At 63.5% G+C, this 16,073-nt stretch carries 14 protein-coding genes and 2 pseudogenes; 13 read left to right on the top strand and 3 right to left on the bottom strand.

Annotation, left to right across the window (positions count from 1 at the left end):
* The first annotated feature begins 31 nt into the window (after positions 1-31).
* From ABRA89_RS18180 to ABRA89_RS18130, 11 genes are all read left to right on the top strand, one after another.
* Positions 32-961, top strand: a complete 930-nt coding sequence (locus ABRA89_RS18180) for a class II glutamine amidotransferase (RefSeq protein ID WP_349942916.1) — start codon at positions 32-34, stop codon at positions 959-961.
* Positions 962-991: 30 nt separating this feature from the next.
* Complete coding sequence (locus ABRA89_RS18175; RefSeq protein ID WP_349942915.1) at positions 992-1,678, top strand: GXGXG domain-containing protein; 687 nt, start codon at positions 992-994, stop codon at positions 1,676-1,678.
* Positions 1,679-1,698: 20 nt separating this feature from the next.
* Positions 1,699-3,027: an FMN-binding glutamate synthase family protein gene (locus tag ABRA89_RS18170; protein WP_349942914.1), complete on the top strand. Its 1,329-nt coding sequence runs from the start codon at positions 1,699-1,701 to the stop codon at positions 3,025-3,027.
* An 86-nt stretch (positions 3,028-3,113) separates the two neighbouring features.
* Positions 3,114-4,421 carry a type III glutamate--ammonia ligase gene (gene glnT, locus ABRA89_RS18165; RefSeq protein ID WP_349942913.1) on the top strand — a complete coding sequence of 436 codons (1,308 nt, stop codon included), beginning with the start codon at positions 3,114-3,116 and terminating at the stop codon, positions 4,419-4,421.
* A 60-nt stretch (positions 4,422-4,481) separates the two neighbouring features.
* On the top strand, positions 4,482-4,802 hold the full coding sequence (sugE, locus tag ABRA89_RS18160; RefSeq protein ID WP_349942912.1) for a quaternary ammonium compound efflux SMR transporter SugE: 321 nt from the start codon (positions 4,482-4,484) through the stop codon (positions 4,800-4,802).
* Between the two features lie 194 nt (positions 4,803-4,996).
* Positions 4,997-5,572: a dimethylamine monooxygenase subunit DmmA family protein gene (locus tag ABRA89_RS18155; protein ID WP_349942939.1), complete on the top strand. Its 576-nt coding sequence runs from the start codon at positions 4,997-4,999 to the stop codon at positions 5,570-5,572.
* Positions 5,573-5,575: 3 nt separating this feature from the next.
* On the top strand, positions 5,576-6,535 hold the full coding sequence (locus ABRA89_RS18150; protein WP_349942911.1) for a PDR/VanB family oxidoreductase: 960 nt from the start codon (positions 5,576-5,578) through the stop codon (positions 6,533-6,535).
* 24 nt (positions 6,536-6,559) lie between these two features.
* Positions 6,560-7,624: a heme-dependent oxidative N-demethylase family protein gene (locus ABRA89_RS18145; protein ID WP_349942910.1), complete on the top strand. Its 1,065-nt coding sequence runs from the start codon at positions 6,560-6,562 to the stop codon at positions 7,622-7,624.
* A 126-nt stretch (positions 7,625-7,750) separates the two neighbouring features.
* Positions 7,751-8,878 (top strand): aminomethyltransferase family protein, encoded by a 1,128-nt coding sequence (locus tag ABRA89_RS18140; protein WP_349942909.1) that lies wholly within the window; start codon positions 7,751-7,753, stop codon positions 8,876-8,878.
* Positions 8,879-9,190: 312 nt separating this feature from the next.
* Positions 9,191-10,555 carry an ammonium transporter gene (locus ABRA89_RS18135; RefSeq protein ID WP_349942908.1) on the top strand — a complete coding sequence of 455 codons (1,365 nt, stop codon included), beginning with the start codon at positions 9,191-9,193 and terminating at the stop codon, positions 10,553-10,555.
* Between the two features lie 33 nt (positions 10,556-10,588).
* A complete protein-coding gene (locus ABRA89_RS18130; RefSeq protein ID WP_349942907.1) occupies positions 10,589-10,759 on the top strand; it encodes a hypothetical protein in 171 nt (56 codons plus the stop codon).
* A 227-nt stretch (positions 10,760-10,986) separates the two neighbouring features.
* Here the strand turns inward: ABRA89_RS18130 and ABRA89_RS18125 are convergent.
* The 3 genes and pseudogenes from ABRA89_RS18125 to repA form a co-directional block, all read right to left on the bottom strand.
* Positions 10,987-11,737, bottom strand: a pseudogene (locus tag ABRA89_RS18125) (IS6 family transposase).
* Positions 11,738-12,038: 301 nt separating this feature from the next.
* The gene (gene repB, locus ABRA89_RS18120) at positions 12,039-13,058 is read right to left on the bottom strand and encodes a plasmid partitioning protein RepB (RefSeq protein ID WP_349942906.1); all 1,020 of its coding nucleotides are present in this window, start codon (positions 13,056-13,058) and stop codon (positions 12,039-12,041) included.
* Entirely contained in the window at positions 13,055-14,266 is a 1,212-nt protein-coding gene (gene repA / locus ABRA89_RS18115) for a plasmid partitioning protein RepA (protein WP_349942905.1), read from the bottom strand. Before repA ends, repB begins: the two co-directional genes overlap by 4 nt.
* A gap of 486 nt (positions 14,267-14,752) precedes the next feature.
* On the opposite strand from repA, the gene ABRA89_RS18110 reads away from it, so the two are divergent.
* Both ABRA89_RS18110 and ABRA89_RS18105 read left to right on the top strand, forming a co-directional pair.
* Positions 14,753-15,523 carry a helix-turn-helix domain-containing protein gene (locus ABRA89_RS18110; RefSeq protein WP_349942904.1) on the top strand — a complete coding sequence of 257 codons (771 nt, stop codon included), beginning with the start codon at positions 14,753-14,755 and terminating at the stop codon, positions 15,521-15,523.
* A 283-nt stretch (positions 15,524-15,806) separates the two neighbouring features.
* A pseudogene (locus tag ABRA89_RS18105) lies at positions 15,807-15,938 on the top strand (transposase); the annotation flags it as partial.
* Between the last annotated feature and the right edge of the window lie 135 nt (positions 15,939-16,073).

Raw genomic sequence — 16,073 nt, 5'->3', positions numbered from 1 at the left:
GAGCCAGGCCATCTTTTGGAGACATCGGACCATGTGCGGAATTGTAGGGCTCTTCCTGAAGGACCGGTCGCTCGAGGGCGAACTCGGTGCGCTGCTTTCCGAAATGCTGATTACGATGACCGATCGTGGGCCGGATTCGGCCGGGATCGCGATTTATGGCGAACCGGTTCCGGGCCGCTCCAAGCTGACGATCCAGTCCGACGATCCTGCGAGCGACTTCAGCGATATCGAGGCGATCGCGAAGACGGCGGCGGGCGGCAAGGCGGGTTTCACCATCAAGAGCAGCCACGCCGTGCTCGACGTGCCCTCCGATACGCTTCCGATCGTGCGCAAGGCGATTTCCGACAGGCTCTCGACCATCCGCTTCATGAGCGTCGGCGACACGATGGAGATCTACAAGGAGGTCGGGCTTCCGAAGGACGTCGTGAAGCGCTTCGACATCGCGGCGATGCGCGGCACACACGGCATCGGGCACACCCGCATGGCGACGGAATCGGCCGTCACGACGCTCGGCGCGCATCCCTTCTCGACGGGCATGGACCAGTGCCTCGTCCATAACGGCTCGCTGTCCAACCACAACAATCTGCGCCGCGAGCTGAAGCGGGCAGGCATAACCTTCGAGACCGAGAACGATTCCGAGGTCGCGGCGGCCTATCTCACCAGCCGCATGAACGAGGGCCTCGATCTCGGCGAGGCGCTGAGGGAAGCGCTCGACGACCTCGACGGCTTCTTCACCTTCGTCGTCGGCACCAAGACCGGCTTCGGCGTGTTGCGCGATCCGATCGCCTGCAAGCCGGCGGTGATGGCCGAGACCGACCGCTACGTCGCGTTCGGCTCGGAGTTCCGCGCCCTCGTCGGCCTTCCGGGCATCGACGATGCGAAGGTCTGGGAGCCCGAGCCCGCGGAAGTCTACTTCTGGGACCGCAAGGAAACCGCCTCCGCCAAGAAGCTCGCCGCCTGAGACGGTTATTCAAGGGAATCTGAGACGATCATGCCGGCCTACGACCTTGCCGAAACACCGCTGCGCGACCTCAATCAGGCGCTTCATTCGATCGCGCCCGGCGCAAACCACATGGATTTCGAAGTGCTCAACCCGCGCGGCAGCCATGCCGTCGCCGTCGGCTGCGATGCGCCGGTCAGCGTCGCGGTGCGCGGGCCGGTCGGCTACTACTGCGCCGGCATGAATTCGGAAGCCGCGATTACCGTGCACGGCTCGGCCGGACCGGGGGTCGCCGAGAACATGATGTCCGGCACCGTCGTCATCGAGGGCGACGCCTCGCAATATGCCGGGGCCACCGGCCGCGGCGGACTTCTCGTGATCAAGGGCAATGCCGCCTCGCGCTGCGGCATCTCCATGAAGGGGATCGACATCGTCGTCGGCGGCAATGTCGGCCACATGTCTGCCTTCATGGGACAGGCCGGGACGCTGGTCGTCTGCGGGGATGCGGGTGACGCGCTTGGGGACTCGATCTACGAGGCGAAGCTCTTCGTGCGGGGCAGCGTCAAGAGCCTCGGGGCCGACTGCATCGAGAAGGAGATGCGCCCCGAACATCTCGAACTCCTCGCCGATCTTCTGAAGCGCGCGGGCATGGAGGACGTCGATCCGAAGTCCTTCAAGCGCTACGGCTCGGCGCGCCAGCTCTACAACTTCTCCGTCGACAACGCCGACGCCTACTGAGCGGGGGACTTCTATACGTCATGACCTATCACAATCCGCCGACCCCGCCGCGCAAATCCGCCACCTTCGACGATGCCGCGATGGCCGAAATCCGCCGCGCGGCCGCGACCGGCATCTACGATATCCGGGGCGCGGGCGCGAAGCGCAAGGTTCCCCATTTCGACGATCTCCTCTTCCTCGGCGCGTCCATGTCGCGCTATCCGCTGGAGGGCTACCGGGAGCGCTGCGACACGGCGGTGACGCTTGGCACGCGCTTTGCGAAGAAGCCGATCCAGTTGAAGATCCCGGTGACCATCGCCGGCATGAGCTTCGGGTCGCTGTCCGGTCAGGCGAAGGAGGCGCTGGGGCGCGGGGCGAGCGCCGCCGGCACCTCGACGACCACCGGCGACGGCGGCATGACGGACGAGGAGCGCGGCCATTCCGACCAGCTCGTCTACCAGTACCTGCCCTCGCGCTACGGCATGAACCCGAGGGACCTGCGCCGGGCCGATGCGATCGAGATCGTGATCGGCCAGGGTGCCAAGCCCGGCGGCGGAGGCATGCTGCTCGGCCAGAAGATTTCCGATCGCGTCGCCGAGATGCGCACGCTCCCCAAAGGCATCGACCAGCGCTCGGCCTGCCGTCATCCTGACTGGACCGGGCCGGACGATCTGGAGATCAAGATCCAGGAACTGCGCGAGATCACCGACTGGGAAAAGCCGATCTACATCAAGATCGGCGGCTCGCGCGCCTATTACGACACCGCGTTGGCCGTGAAGGCCGGGGCCGACGTCGTCGTCCTCGACGGCATGCAGGGCGGCACGGCGGCGACGCAGGACGTCTTCATCGAGCATGTCGGCCAGCCGATCCTCGCGTGCATAAGGCCTGCCGTGAAGGCGTTGCAGGACCTCGGCATGCACCGCAAGGTGCAGCTCGTCGTCTCGGGCGGCATCCGTTCGGGGGCAGACGTCGCCAAGGCGCTGGCGCTCGGGGCCGATGCGGTCTCGATCGGCACGGCGGCGCTGATCGCGATCGGCGACAACGATCCCCGCTGGGAGGGCGAATACAACAAACTCGGCACGACCGCCGGGGCCTATGACGACTGGCATGAGGGGAACGATCCCGCCGGAATCACCACCCAGGACCCGCAGCTCGCGACGCGGCTCGATCCCGTCGCCGCCGGCAAGCGGCTCGCGAACTATCTCAAGGTCGTCGCGCTGGAGACCCAAACGATCGCGCGGGCATGCGGCCACAACAATGTGCGCAATCTCGAACCCGAAGACCTCTGCGCCCTGACGATCGAGGCCGCCGCGATGGCGCAGGTGCCGCTCGCCGGCACCGACTGGATCCCCGGCAAGACCGGCCTTTAACCCTTCTCCGCCGAGCGCCTCGGGCCGGAGCGACGCCGGCCCCGGCGCTCCGGACACCCACCTGTTTCGCATCGAGAGAGAGCCCCATGACGACCGATCTATCCGCATTCGCCTCCGAGCGCGGCGTCAAATATTTCATGATCTCCTACACCGATCTCTTCGGCGCGCAGCGGGCCAAGCTCGTCCCGGCGCAGGCGATCGGCGAGATGCAGAAGGACGGGGCGGGCTTTGCGGGCTTTGCCACCTGGCTCGACCTGACGCCGGCGCATCCCGATCTCTTCGCAATGCCCGATCCGGCCTCGGTGATCCAGCTGCCCTGGAAGCCGGAGGTCGCCTGGGTGGCGGCCGATCTCGCGATGGAGGGCGAATTTCTCGATCAGGCTCCGCGCGTCGTCCTGAAAACCCTCGTCGACGAGGCGGCCGGGATGGGCCTTAAGGTGAAGACCGGCGTCGAGGCGGAGTTCTTCCTCCTCTCGCCCGAAGGCTCTTCGATCTCCGACGGCTTCGATACGGCGGTGAAGCCCTGCTACGACCAGCAGGCGGTGATGCGGCGCTACGATGTCGTCGCCGAGATCTGCGATCATATGCTCGCCCTCGGCTGGAAGCCCTACCAGAACGACCATGAGGACGCGAACGGCCAGTTCGAGATGAACTGGGAGTTCGACGACGCCCTCGCGACGGCCGACAAGCACTCCTTCTTCAAGTTCATGGTGCGCTCGGTCGCCGAGAAGCACGGGCTTCGGGCGACCTTCATGCCCAAGCCCTTCGAAAAGCTCACCGGCAATGGCTGCCACTGCCATGTCTCGGTCTGGAAGACTGATGGCGGAACCAACGCCTTTGCCGACGACGATGCGCCGTTCGGCCTGTCCGCCAAGGGTCACAGCTTTCTCGGCGGCATCATGAAGCACGGGCCGGCGCTCGCGGCGATCACAAATCCGACGGTGAACTCCTACAAGCGCATCAACGCCCCGCGCACGACCTCCGGCGCGACCTGGGCCCCGAATGCGATCACCTGGACCGGCAACAACCGTACCCACATGGTTCGCGTGCCCGGCCCCGGCCGTTTCGAACTGCGCCTGCCGGATGGTGCGGCGAACCCCTATCTCCTCCAGGCCGTGATCATCGCCGCCGGGCTCGACGGGCTGAAGACGAACGCCGATTCCGGCCCGCACAGCGATCTCGACATGTATGCCGAGGGCCACAAGGTAACGGATGCGCCCGAGCTGCCGCTGAACCTTCTCGACGCGCTGCGCGCCTTCGAAGGCGACGGCGATCTCACAGACGCTCTCGGCGCGGCGTTCTCCAAGGCCTACGCCAAGCTCAAGCGCGACGAGTGGACCAGCTATTGCGGCCACCTGACCGACTGGGAGCGCCAGACGACGCTCGACATCTGAGCCTAAGAGGCCGGCAGGCCTTTCGCATGATCCGGAAATTCAGCGGAGCGTTTCCTCGCGATGTCATGGCTCCTTCTCATCTTCGCGGGCACGCTCGAGATTGGCTGGGCGCTCGGAATGAAGTATTCCGAAGGGTTCACACGCCCGGTGCCGAGCGTGGTGACCGGGCTTCTGATCCTCCTCAGCCTGTTCCTTCTCAATCTCTCCCTGAAAGACCTGCCGGTCGGCACGGCCTATGCGGTCTGGGCCGGGATCGGCACGGTCGGCACCGCCGTGATGGGTATCTTCCTCTTTGCCGAATCCGCAAGTCCCAGCCGGCTTCTCTGCATTGCGATGATCGTCCTCGGCATCGTCGGACTTCGCTTTCTGTCCGAGGGATGAGCGGCGGAGACCGCGGCGCGAAAGAGTGCAGTCCGGCGGCCGATCTGCGGGCTGCCTTGCACCATTCTGCCAAAAAAATAAGCACCCAGAAAACTGCTCATTAAATGCAAATTCGTTTTGACATCATGCCGCGGATGAATGTATCATCAAGAAATGTTATTTCTTCATAGTGAAGGTAAAGATCGTTGTCAGAGGTGAAAAGCCGACCGATCTGGGGCAGGCTGAAACGCAATGATGCGGCGCGGGCCCATCTCGTCTGCGTCGAGGGCGAAGGCCTCGAAGCGGTCGTCGATCTCTTCGGCAGCCGCCCGGCCCCGGCCTCCGTCACGGTGCTCTTCAGGGAAGCCGACGAGCGCAAACCGGCTTCCGGCCGGAAGATCCTCGGCGAGACCTGCACCTTCCACACCTATCCGAGCCGCAAGACGCTTATCAGTGCGCTGAAGGCCCATCTGGAAAAGGCCTCCATGGGCACCTGCCTCCATCTCGCCGGAGGCGAGGCCTTTCTCAACGAGGCGAGCGCGGTTGCCTCGGCCCACGGGGTGATCGGCAGCGGGCTTCAGACGGAGCTGCGCGGCAAGCCCGCGCGCCGGGTCCAGTGCGTCCACTGCAAGGGCATGATGGACGAGATCGAGGAAAGCCCGATCGTCTGCGCCCATTGCGGCGTCAACCTGATGGTGCGCGACCACTATTCGCGGCGGCTCGGTGCCTTCATGGGCGTCTGCGTCGATGCCGAAGCGCCCGGTGTTCTTCCCGAGACGACGAGGTTCTGAGCGATGGCCGCCGAGCAGTTCACCGTCAGGGTCGCCGAGGTCGAGAGTCTTACGCCGAAGGTCAAGCGGCTTCGCCTGACGCCCGTTGACGGGAGACCGCTTCCACCCGCCTCGGCGGGCGCGCATACCGTTCTGACGCTTCAGACCGGCGAGCGGGTTCTGCGCAATGCCTATTCGCTTCTGGCCTCTAGCCATTCGGGCGAGGCCTACGACGTCGCGGTCCTGCGCACCGAAGATTCCCGCGGTGGCTCGCGCTACATCCACGAGAAGGTCCGCGAGGGTCACGAGCTTGCGCTGTCGGCCCCGGTCAATCTCTTTCCGGTCAACCGCCTCGCGCGCCATCACGTGCTCGTCGCCGGCGGCATCGGCATCACGCCGATCATGGCGATGGCCGAGGAGCTCGCTCGCACCAACCAGTCCTTCGAGCTCCACTACGCCATGCGCGACGATGCGAACGGCGCGTTCTGGACCACGCTCCGCGAGCGCTACGGCGATCGGGTTCACCTCTATTTCAGCGAGCGGGACGAGCGGCTGAAAGTGGCGGAGATCCTGCCGAACCAGCCGCTCGGATCGCATCTCTATGTCTGCGGGCCCGAACGCATGATCGAGGGTGTCCTCGCCGATGCGCGGGCCGAGGGTTGGCCCGACGCCAATCTCCACGCCGAGCGCTTCGTCAGCGCCGGCGGCGGGGATCCATTCGCGGTGACGCTCGCGAAATCGGAAAAGTCGCTCACCGTCGGCGAGGAAGAGAGCCTCCTCGAGGCGATCGAGCGGGTCGGCATCGACGCGCCCTTCCTCTGCCGGGGCGGAGCCTGCGGCGAGTGCATGTGCGACGTGATCGAGGCCGACGGCGAGCTCGATCACCGCGACCACATCCTCACCGAGGACGAACGCCGGTCGGCCGAAAAGATCCTGATCTGCGTCTCGCGCCTGAAGGGGCGCGAGCTCGTGCTCGATCTCTAAAGAGACAAGACGAAAGTAGCCTCCATGTCCCTCGCGATCGACCAGTCCTACCCGTCCTTCTTCAACGAAGAGACGTTTCGCGACGACTTCACCTATGCCAACAGTGCCGAGGCGATCCGGCGCTTTCCGTTCCCCTTCGACCGCGACGAATACATGTACGCGGTCAATATCGAGCAGCACATGCCGGGACCGCCGAAATCGGCGACCGAGTTCCCGATCGACATCGACGAGCACTACGTCGCCGAGATGGCCGACCGGGCGAAGGTGCTGGAGGCCGATCCCCTGCGCTGCCAGTCCCTGCCGCACATGATTACGGCCGAATGGGATCTTCTGGAACTCCTGATGACCTCCATGGCGCGGGACTATCCGGAATGGTTCAGCCTGACGCGCGAGGGCGCGAACTGGCACTGGATCAACCGCCCGCTCGGCATCGATCACCGCTTCACCTTCGGCGATACAGCGACGCTGCCCTTCGGCCCGATGGAATACATCACCCGCCAGTGCCAGGGCGACTTCTGCCTGATGGACCAGCGCGAGGACAATCTCTGGCTCGATGCAGGCATCGTCACCAGCCAGGCCGACTGGTCGCTCGACTTCGATCTCGGCATGAACTTCATCGAATGGCACGGGCCGGTGCCTCGCGCGCACGGCATGGGCGTCTTCGAGCGGGCGCTGAAATTCCTCCTCAACCTCCAGATCGGCCGCCCGATTCGCCGGCTCAACTGGACGATGACCATCAATCCGCGCCTCGATACGAGCCCGGAGAACTATCACCGCTGGGGCATCGACCGCACCACGGTGACGCCCGAGAACGTCGGCGACAAGGTGCATCTCCGCGTCGAGCTTCAGGCCCTGTGGCGGCTGCCGCGCTCCAACGCGATCGTCTTTTCGATCCGCTGCTATCTCATCAAGTTGGAAGAGCTCGTGACCCAGGCAAAATGGGCCCGGCGCTTCCACCGGGTCCTGCGCGACCTTCCCGAGGACCTCGCCGACTACAAGGGCCTGACGAACTACCGGAAGATGGTGGTCGACTGGCTTTCCAGGCATGACGACGGCGCGCCGACCTCGCCGGGTTTCTACCCCGACTAGCCAGCGTCGCGCGACACCGCGCGACGACGACAGACCCTGAAGACATCAAGCGAAGCGCGATCGGACGATCCCGCATCGACGGCCTCGCTATGCCCGAAACGAGAAACGCGGAGGAGCCAGCCCCTCATGGCCGAGATAACCCGAAATTCGATCCTCAACGACCGCCATAAAGCGCTCGGCTCCAAGCTGGACGCCGAGTGGAACGGCATGCCGCTGCCCCAGACCTACGACACCGATCCCGACGACGAGGTCGTCGCGGTGCGCACCAAGGCCGGCCTCTTCGACGTCTCGGCGCTCAACATGCTGAACGTCACGGGCCCGGATGCGGCAGCGGCGCTCGATCAGATGCTCACTTCCAACATTGCGGCGATGTCCGCCGGTCAGTCGGCGATCTCCAACATCGTCGACGAGAACGGCTCGCTGATCGACGACGTCCTCATCTATTGCGACGGCCCGGAAACCTTCCGCGTCTCCCACGGCGGCGGCGCACTGGAGGAGGTGATCGATGGCTTCTTCAAGGGCAAGGACGCAAAATGGGAGAAGGACGACGACGTCCACATCCTCTCCCTTCAGGGCCCGCTCTCCCTCGACATCCTCAATCCGCACACGCCCTACGACCTCAAGGCCCTCGCCTATTTCAAGCACGCCCCGACCGAACTCTTCGGCAAACCGGTCTCGATCGGCCGCGGCGGCTATTCGGCCGAACTCGGCTACGAGGTCTTCTGCTCGGCGGCCGATGCCGTCTTCCTGTGGGACGAGATCCTGAAAGCCGGCGCGCCGCATGGGGCGATCCCGGTCTCCTGGGCCTGCCTCGACATCGTGCGCGTCGAGGGCGCGCTGCTCTTCTTTCCCTACGACATGCCGGAGGGCGACACGACGCCCTGGGAGGTCGGGGCCGACTGGACCGTCGATCTCGACAAGCCTGATTTCCACGGCAAGGCCGCGCTCGTGCGCCGCAAGGACGAAATCCGCGTTGCTCAGGTGGGCGTCGAGATCGATACCCTCGGCGTCGTGGAGCCGGGGGCGGAGATCGTCAAGGACGGGCGCACCATCGGCACCGTCAACAGCACGGCCTACAGCCGCTACCTCATGAAATCCCTCGGCCTTGCCCATGTCAAGCCGGGCCTTTCCGCCCTCGGCACCAGTGTCGAGGTGAAGACGCCGGACGGGATGCTGCCCGCCCATATCGTCCGCACGCCCTTCTACGATCCATTGCGCTTCCGGACCCACCCGAAGAGCGAGCGGGTGGCGTGAGGATGCCGATGGCTCTTTCGCTGAATAAAGCGGCAGGCAGCGGACGCGACCTGCCGAAATTCCGGTCAGTCCGCGGTGATCTGCCGGGCACGGCGCATGCGGGAAGAACGAAACGTTCGGCGCGCTTCGTAACCCGGGATTCACCTTGCGCAAACGCGGCGTTGAGCGTCGCTTCGGAGAAAAATCGACCCGCCCGGCCGCCGCATGAGAATCTGGCACACTTCTCGCATCAGTAAATTTTGTTTCTTCTGGATATTCGTAATCGTGGAATGACAGCGGGGACCATGAAGGTCCGAACCATAGGAGAACCGCATGGAACAACAACTCATGGAACTGGGCGAGAAGGTTGCGGCGCTGGAGGCCGGAACCGGAATGTCCAACACCATCAACATGGAGATCTTCTACTGGTGGTGTACCGCTTTCATGATCACCATCCACGCCGGCTTCCTAGCGTATGAAATGGGCGCCTCGCGCGCCAAGAACGTTCTGGCTTCCGGCACCAAGAACCTCCTCGCCTTCGCCTTCGTGGTTCCGACCTTCTTCTTCTTCGGCTGGTGGATCTACAACGCCTTCCCGGGCGGTCTGACGATCGCGGAAGGCTCGTCCGTCGCAGCGCCCTGGTCGGCGGCGATGGGCCCGAACCTCACCGATAACGCGACCGGCATCTTCTGGGCGGCCTTTGCGCTGTTCGCCGCTACCACCGCCTCGATCATGTCGGGCGCGGTCATCGAGCGCATCCGCCTGACGGCCTTCCTGATCCTCGCGATCATCCTTGGCTCGGTCGTCTGGATCCTCGGCGGTGCCTGGGGATGGCACCCTTCCGGCTGGCTCACCACCGAGCTCGGCTATCACGATGTGGGCGCCGCCGGCGTCGTCCATCTCATCGCCGGCGCGTTCACGCTCGGCGTCCTCCTCAATCTCGGCCCCCGCATCGGCAAGTATGACGAGAACGGCCAGCCTAAGCCGATCAAGGCGCACTCCGTTCCGCTCACAGTAGTCGGCCTGATGCTGATCATCGTCGGCTTCTTCGGCTTCCTCGGCGGCTGCATCATCTATATGGGCGGCGCTCAGTGGACCAATATCTACGGCCAGCCCGCGACGCTGTCGGCCTTCGCCTTCAATACGCTGATGGGCTTCTCCGGCGGTATCATCGGCGGTTGGAGCAAAACCCGCGATCCGTTCTGGATGATGTCCTGCGGCCTCGTCGGCATCATCTCGGCCGCATCCGGTCTCGATGTCTACTATCCGCCGCTGGCCTTCGCGATCGGCTTCGTCGGTGGCTATGCCGCTCCGATCGTCGCCGCCATGCTTGAACGCGCAAAGGTCGACGATGCCGTCGGCGCCGTCGCGGTGCACGGCTTTGGCGGTGCCTGGGGTGTTCTCGCCATGGGCATCTTCGCCGCCGGTTACCCCAACATGGGCGAGATGCCGCCGGTCACGCTCTACGGCCAGATCATCAGCCTCGTCGTCCTCGGCGTTCTGGGATTTGCGCCGGGCTACCTGATTTCGCTCGCGATGAAGGTCACCGGCTATCTGCGCGTCCCGCACGAGGTGGAAGTCATGGGTCTCGACGTGGTGGAGGTTCCGATCGAAGCCTATCCGGAGGGCATGACCCAGCCGGCCCGCAAGGAAGCCTCCGATACGGGCGGCCTCTCCGGCGCCGTCCCGGCCGAATGATCCCGAGACAATTCTAGAAAGGACGAGCAGCTCATGAACACGTCTCCCATCACGGACTGGGAAGGTGCGGGCGCCTACTTCACCTTCGCCGACAGCAGCCTCGGTATTGCGGTCTGCCTCGCAGCCTCGGCCGCGATCGTCGCCTTCTCGATCTGGTACGGCACGCGGCACGAAAGCAGAGACTTCAAGAAGCACACAAGCTGAACGTAAGTTTTTCGCAGGCTGAAACTTCCGAAGCACCCGGCGCATCGTCGCCGGGTGCGTTGCCATGCCGAAGTACATCTTGAAGTAGCGCCGCAAATATTTTCTTTTCAGGAATAATACGTGACACAGAGGGGGGGCTCTCTTACTTTCCCCGGACCGAAGCCAGGCGCGTTGGGCCTGTCGCAAGTTTGCGCCTGAAGCGCGAAAGCCCATCTCGCCCGAGATTCTCAGGCTTTGTTAGCGTTTTGCAGCCCGAAGATCTGCGAGACGAGCTCGTTCTGCCGATGAACGGTCCAATCGCCGGCGAAGCCGAAGCCCTTCCTCAACCAGAGCATGGCCCCGAACCCCTTGATCGTTCTCCCGGCGGTGTTGAACGGGCGAATGCCGCCGATCCTCGGCATGGCCTTCTTGATCCGGAAGTGGTCGCTCTCGATGCCTTGCTGGAGATGCTTCATGATATGATGCACCGGATCAGGTGGCAGAATCTGGTCTTCGACAGCAGAACGGATGGCAACCGGGAACGGTCCTGCGCCGTCCGTGCCGATCGACGTCGGCGACAGAACCTGCTCGTCCTTCAGCATCTTGCGGAAGAAACGCTTCGCTGCATGGGCATCGCGTTTGGCTGTGAGCAGGAAATCGACCGCGTTGCCGTGCTTTTCGATCCCGCGGTACAGATATCGCCACTGGCTGCGGATCTTCACATACCTTCCGTCGATCCGAATGGAGCCACAATGGGGCTTACGGAACCGGCGCAACCGCTTTTCGATCAGCGGCGCGTAGGCTAGAACAGCGATTGATCGTCGAGTGATCGACTGCAGAGCCGCGCTCGGCGAACATCTCCTCGAGATCCCGGTAGCTGAGCGGATAGCGCAGATACGAAGTTACCGCCTGAACGATCAGCCACGCCTCGAACTGCCGGCCTTTGACGTCGTCCTTCGACTGCCGCTTCAGCTTTTCGACGATCGTGTCCAGGATCATCGCAAGGCTCTCTGTCAATGAGAGAGCGAAAAACAACGAACACGGTCACCAGAGAGTTAAACCGAAAAGTTTGCGACAGGGCCTGGGAGAACGGTATCGGATGATATGCCGCCTACCCCGTTTCGAGCCAATGGCCGTGAAGATAAGCAGAAAGATGGATTGTCGCGACGGTATCGATGGTCGGGACCAAAATGTCAGCCTTCTCGGCCCTATGCGGAAGGTGGCAGCTGCCACCTTCGCAAAAAGGTGGCAGCTGCCACCTTTGATGAAGCGAGGGAGTGAAGCTGGCCACTAAGGGCGATTACTCGGTACGGCGATTTGCATGTTGCCTGAGATAAACGGCGACGAGATCTGGCAGTTGATCCTTTAGATAGGCGGCGATGCCGATGCCGTCCCGGTCCGTGACCTGGAAGGTCACGGACTTACCCGAGCCGCTTAGTGAGAGCCGAACCCCCTGCCCTGCATAAAGCGATGTTCCCGGATCGCGAGGCGGTGTCGCGAAGTTCTTCATGAATCGGGCGAAGCGCTGATCGCTGGAAAGGTCGATCCAGTCAGAGGCCTGGACCAGCGAATTCATTGAGGCGAGTGCTGCCTTGTCGCCGGTCTCGTCGATGACTTTCGCCAGCGCCTCCCAGCGTGGACGGCCGATCTTCGGGGCCGGGCCGATCGCGTCGACGATGGCGCGGGGGATCGACTGGGCGAGGGTGGTCAGCTTCGAGACATTGGTGGGCGGGATCGAGAGAGCGGCTGCGATGGTCTCGCGCTTGTATCTGCCTGCTTTCAGGGACTGCGCAAAGAGCGCTTGCTCGATGAAGGTAAGGTCCTTGCGCTCGGTGTTCTCCTTGCCGAGGGCGACGACCATCTGCTCGTCGTTGAGATCGGCGACGATTGCTTTGACCGGCTGGCCGAGCTCGCGGCAGGCCTTCCAGCGGCGATGGCCGTAGGCGATCTGGTAGCGCGTGCTGTCGCGCGGATGGGCTCGCACGAGGATCGGCACCTGCTGGCCATTCTCCCGCAAGCTGTCCATCAATTCGCGGAAGCCCTCGTCGATCTCGATCGGTAGAAGGCGATCCTGGACGAAGGAAGGCTCGATCGTATGGGGATCGAGCTCGACGACATGCATTTCGTCTGCGATGCGCTTGCGTAAGCTTTCGTTCTCTTCCTCAATGCGCGAAAGGGAGCTTTCCAGCGAACGGACGGCGCCGGCGGGGGCTCCGCGCGATACGAGCCGCTCCGGTGCAGCCGGTTTATCGGGCGTTTCCTGGGGCGCTTCGCTGAACATCGCCTTCATTCGGCGTGCCCTGTCGCTGGCCTTGCTCATGAGCGCCCCCATGCCTGTTTGATGAGCCCGAAGATTTCCGCATTCGCCGCGTCCACCGCATCGAGCGCGCGGCGCAGCGTGTCACGGTTCATGGTACCACGCTCGATCTCGTAGAGGGATTTCTTTTCAAGGCCCGCATTGGCGATCGCCGTCGTTTCCAGAACCGGCGTGACGCAGACATGCTCGCCGAAAAGCGTGCGCAGAAGCGTCGCGACATTCACCTGAGGCAGGTCGTGCGGATTATGCCTCGTCAGGAGATAGCGGAAGAAATCCTGCCGCATCTTGCCGCCTGCCCGCTCGATGACGCTCAGGAGGTCGCTCGTCATGGCGAGAAACTGGTTCATGGAGGCGACGTCGAGCATCGCCGGATGGATGGTGACGACGATCGAGGTGGAGGCGTAGAGCGCCGAAAGCGTAAGATAGCCGAGCTGGGGCGGGGCGTCGATCAGAACGACGTCGTATTCGTCGTCGACGGAACGGAGCGCGGCCTGAAGCCGGCGAAAGAACATCTGGTCGCCGCGCGAGCGGCCTTCCACGATGGCGCGGGGTGTGTCGTGCTCGAACTCCATCAGTTCAAGATTGCCGGGCACGAGATCGAGGCCTGGGAAATAGCTCTGGACGATGACCTCGCGGATATCCACCGTGTCGTCGTAGCGGATGACGGGATAGAGCGTCTTGTCCGCTGGAACGTCGAATTCCGGCTGGACGCCGAACATGGAGGTGAGGGAGGCTTGGGGATCGAGATCCACGACGAGGACGCGCAAGCCCTGGAAGGCGAGATAGTGGGCGAGGTGGATGGAGGTCGTCGTCTTGGCCGAGCCGCCCTTGAAGTTCGCCACCGCCAGCACCTGCATATGGTCGCCCTCGCGGCGGCCCGGCAAGAATTTCAGCGCCTGGCTGGGACGCTTCTCGGCGAGATGCCGACGGATCGCGTTGATCTGTTCCAGCGTGTAGAGCTTGCGGCCGTTGTCGAGTTGGGTGGGCGTAACCGCCTCGCCGTCGATCGCCATCTGGCGGACCGTGGACTCCCCGATGCCGACGAGGTCGGCGACCTCGCGGCTCGTAAAAGTCCGCAGCGATTTGCGCGCCTCGGGCGGATAGAGGCTCTGGCGCATGGCGTGGAGCTGGCGCGAGAGCGTATCGGAGTGGCGCGCGATGATGGCGGCGGCATCGTTGAGGCTTGCGGGTTTTTCGACGTCCGCGGTCACGGTATCTCCTGACGGAAAAACTTTGCTTTGCGGCTCTATAGCGTCAGCTTCGAGTTACCGCTAGGGTTTAGCACAGACTCGCTGAGTCGCGTCCAGCTTCGGGCAGGATAATTGATCCGGCCCGCCGGGCGATGTGAGCGAATGAGTAGCATGTTGTCCGGCCCGAAAGGGCAGGGGATATCTGCTTGCGCACCAAGCTGCAGCCGGCGGTATTCGCGGGGGCGGGAAAACAATCTATCCCCGCCTCGGTGCGGATGGTGTGAACTGGCGGCGAAAGCGCGGCTTAAGCGAATATGAACGGCTTCCTTCGGGAGGCGCCACACGAGGAGATGCAAACGGCAAAAGAAAAGGCCCCGAAGCGGGAGCCGCTTGGGACCTGATCCAGAAATCGTGGTTGTTTTCTGATTAGGCCCTTTCACCGACATCGTCAACAGAAAACGCGGTTTCCCGCCACGGACTTGCTTTGCCTCGCGCAAGGAAGACCCGATGACGGAAGAGCAATGCCGTGCGCCTGTGAGCGCGCGAACGATGACGGCCGACCTGTTCGGGTCAGGCGAAGGGGGAGCTGTGCCCGCTCCATCCTTCGAGGCGAAGGCGGCGATCTGGCGCGACCAGCAGGCCGGACTGATCTCGTTTGCGGAAGCGCAACGCCGATCGGCGGCTGTCGGGGCCTCGCTGGTGCGATCAGGAGATGGCGGCAACGGCGCTAAAGGCCTCGCCCGTCCGCCCGTCGCGCGGCCGCGCCATCAGCGGCCTTCTCCGAACGAAAGCCGTCAGTACGCCCAACCGATGGCGACGACGGCCGCCCGAGACGATCGCCTCACGCCGAACGCCAAGGCGTTCCTCCAGGTGCTTCGCGCACGCTGCGGCAAGGGACGGGAGACAACCATCACCAAGGGAACGGCTGGCAATATCATGGCCCGCTCGACGCGCACGATCCGGCGCTATCTTATCGATCTCGTTCGCTTCGGCTATGTGGAGCTTTCGATCTCACGCAATCATCGCGGCCTTCACCTCGGCCTCATCGTGAAGCTCACCGAAAAGGTCATGCCGTTCTATGAAGAGGCGAGGGGGCTTGCCCGGTGGCTCGCCGAAACGCCGGCGGCCATGTTCGAGCCGTTCAAGGGCGTCTTGGGCCCCAGAGAACAAGGGGTGACACTTCTGTCATCCAGAAACCAAATCCCAAAAAATCATTCTTCTCAAGGTTCACATGGCGCGGAAGATATAAGGAAGGTGACGCCGAGGCCGCCCGACTAACGGCCATCTCGGCTCTCTCAGTCCTCAGACAGCCCCGTAACAAAGCATCTCGATGATGCCATGAGGGATCTCACGTCCAGAGTTCCGGCGGCGCTCAGACGTCTGTCTTCTCGCGTCTCTTCGTGACCCGTCTCACGGCGGACCGAACCTTCCAGCGATCACCGAGCATGACGCCGCCCGTTCGCAAGGCCCGTCGCATCCGGTATCCGGTTTTCAAGCCATCTTCGTCGTGGACTTGCTTCACCAAAGTGGAGAGCTCTTCTGAAAGAAAGAGGAGCATTTCATGGGCAGATCGCATCGCCGGTTCGGCAAGGAATTTGCGGCAGAGGCTGTTCGTCTGGTCGAGACGAGTGGACGTTCTCAGAAGCAGATCGCCGACGACCTCGGGATAGGCCGGTCGACACTGCGAAACTGGCTGACCAAACATCGAGAACGAGATCCTGCGCCAGGAACGCGAGATCCTGAAGCGGGCGACGACTTTTTTCGCCAAGGACGGGTTGAGGCCGGAGCGCCATCGGTCCGAGCGAATGGCCGAACGATGAGGTTCGAA

This window comes from Fulvimarina thalattae, assembly GCF_040239565.1.
Lineage (GTDB): Bacteria > Pseudomonadota > Alphaproteobacteria > Rhizobiales > Rhizobiaceae > Fulvimarina.
Note: the sequence above shows the minus strand (reverse complement) of the source record. Positions and strands in the feature narration are given on the sequence as shown.

What these genes read in the sequence shown, in the direction of transcription:
- ABRA89_RS18180 (WP_349942916.1), top strand. Translation starts at nt 32, where the DNA reads ATGTGCGGAATTGTAGGGCTCTTCCTGAAGGACCGGTCGCTCGAGGGC.
- ABRA89_RS18175 (WP_349942915.1), top strand. Translation starts at nt 992, where the DNA reads ATGCCGGCCTACGACCTTGCCGAAACACCGCTGCGCGACCTCAATCAG.
- ABRA89_RS18170 (WP_349942914.1), top strand. Translation starts at nt 1,699, where the DNA reads ATGACCTATCACAATCCGCCGACCCCGCCGCGCAAATCCGCCACCTTC.
- glnT (WP_349942913.1), top strand. Translation starts at nt 3,114, where the DNA reads ATGACGACCGATCTATCCGCATTCGCCTCCGAGCGCGGCGTCAAATAT.
- sugE (WP_349942912.1), top strand. Translation starts at nt 4,482, where the DNA reads ATGTCATGGCTCCTTCTCATCTTCGCGGGCACGCTCGAGATTGGCTGG.
- ABRA89_RS18150 (WP_349942911.1), top strand. Translation starts at nt 5,576, where the DNA reads ATGGCCGCCGAGCAGTTCACCGTCAGGGTCGCCGAGGTCGAGAGTCTT.
- ABRA89_RS18145 (WP_349942910.1), top strand. Translation starts at nt 6,560, where the DNA reads ATGTCCCTCGCGATCGACCAGTCCTACCCGTCCTTCTTCAACGAAGAG.
- ABRA89_RS18140 (WP_349942909.1), top strand. Translation starts at nt 7,751, where the DNA reads ATGGCCGAGATAACCCGAAATTCGATCCTCAACGACCGCCATAAAGCG.
- ABRA89_RS18135 (WP_349942908.1), top strand. Translation starts at nt 9,191, where the DNA reads ATGGAACAACAACTCATGGAACTGGGCGAGAAGGTTGCGGCGCTGGAG.
- ABRA89_RS18130 (WP_349942907.1), top strand. Translation starts at nt 10,589, where the DNA reads ATGAACACGTCTCCCATCACGGACTGGGAAGGTGCGGGCGCCTACTTC.
- repB (WP_349942906.1), bottom strand. Translation starts at nt 13,058, where the DNA reads ATGAGCAAGGCCAGCGACAGGGCACGCCGAATGAAGGCGATGTTCAGC.
- ABRA89_RS18110 (WP_349942904.1), top strand. Translation starts at nt 14,753, where the DNA reads ATGACGGAAGAGCAATGCCGTGCGCCTGTGAGCGCGCGAACGATGACG.